The organism is Variovorax sp. 10L421 (assembly GCF_056395365.1).
On sequence record NZ_JBFTJJ010000077.1, the window covers coordinates 1 to 492 of the forward strand.

Here is a 492-nt window from a genome sequence, read left to right on the forward strand (position 1 = left end):
CAGTACCGCTACGACGAAGCCAGCGGCGTGCTGGCCGAAGTCATCGAAGCCGGCCACAGCACCCGGCTCGAATTCGACCCCCTGGGCCGCCTGAGCGAGCGCCAGGCCGGTGACCAGACCGAGCGCTTCGCCTACGACCGCAACGGCCGCCTGGTCGAGGCCACCAACGCCGAGGCCAGGCTCCAGTGGTTCTACGACCGCGCGGGCAACCTGGTGCGCGAGCACCAGCACTACCTGGACCATGGCCACACGGCGGTCTGGCAGCACGGCTACGACGAGCTCCACCAGCGCGTTGCCAGCGTCCGCCCCGACGGCCACATCACCCAATGGCTCACCTACGGCTCCGGCCACGTGCACGGCCTGCTCGTGGACGGCCAGGACATCCTGGGCTTCGAGCGCGACGACCTGCACCGCGAGACCGGCCGCGACCAGGGCAACGGCCTGCACCAGGGCTCGAAGTACGACCCGGCCGGCCGGCTGCTGGAGCAGCAG

At 70.9% G+C, this 492-nt stretch carries 1 pseudogene; it reads left to right on the forward strand.

The window, feature by feature from the left end:
• Nucleotides 1–492, forward strand: a pseudogene (locus AC1DFC_RS29795) (RHS repeat-associated core domain-containing protein); the annotation flags it as partial.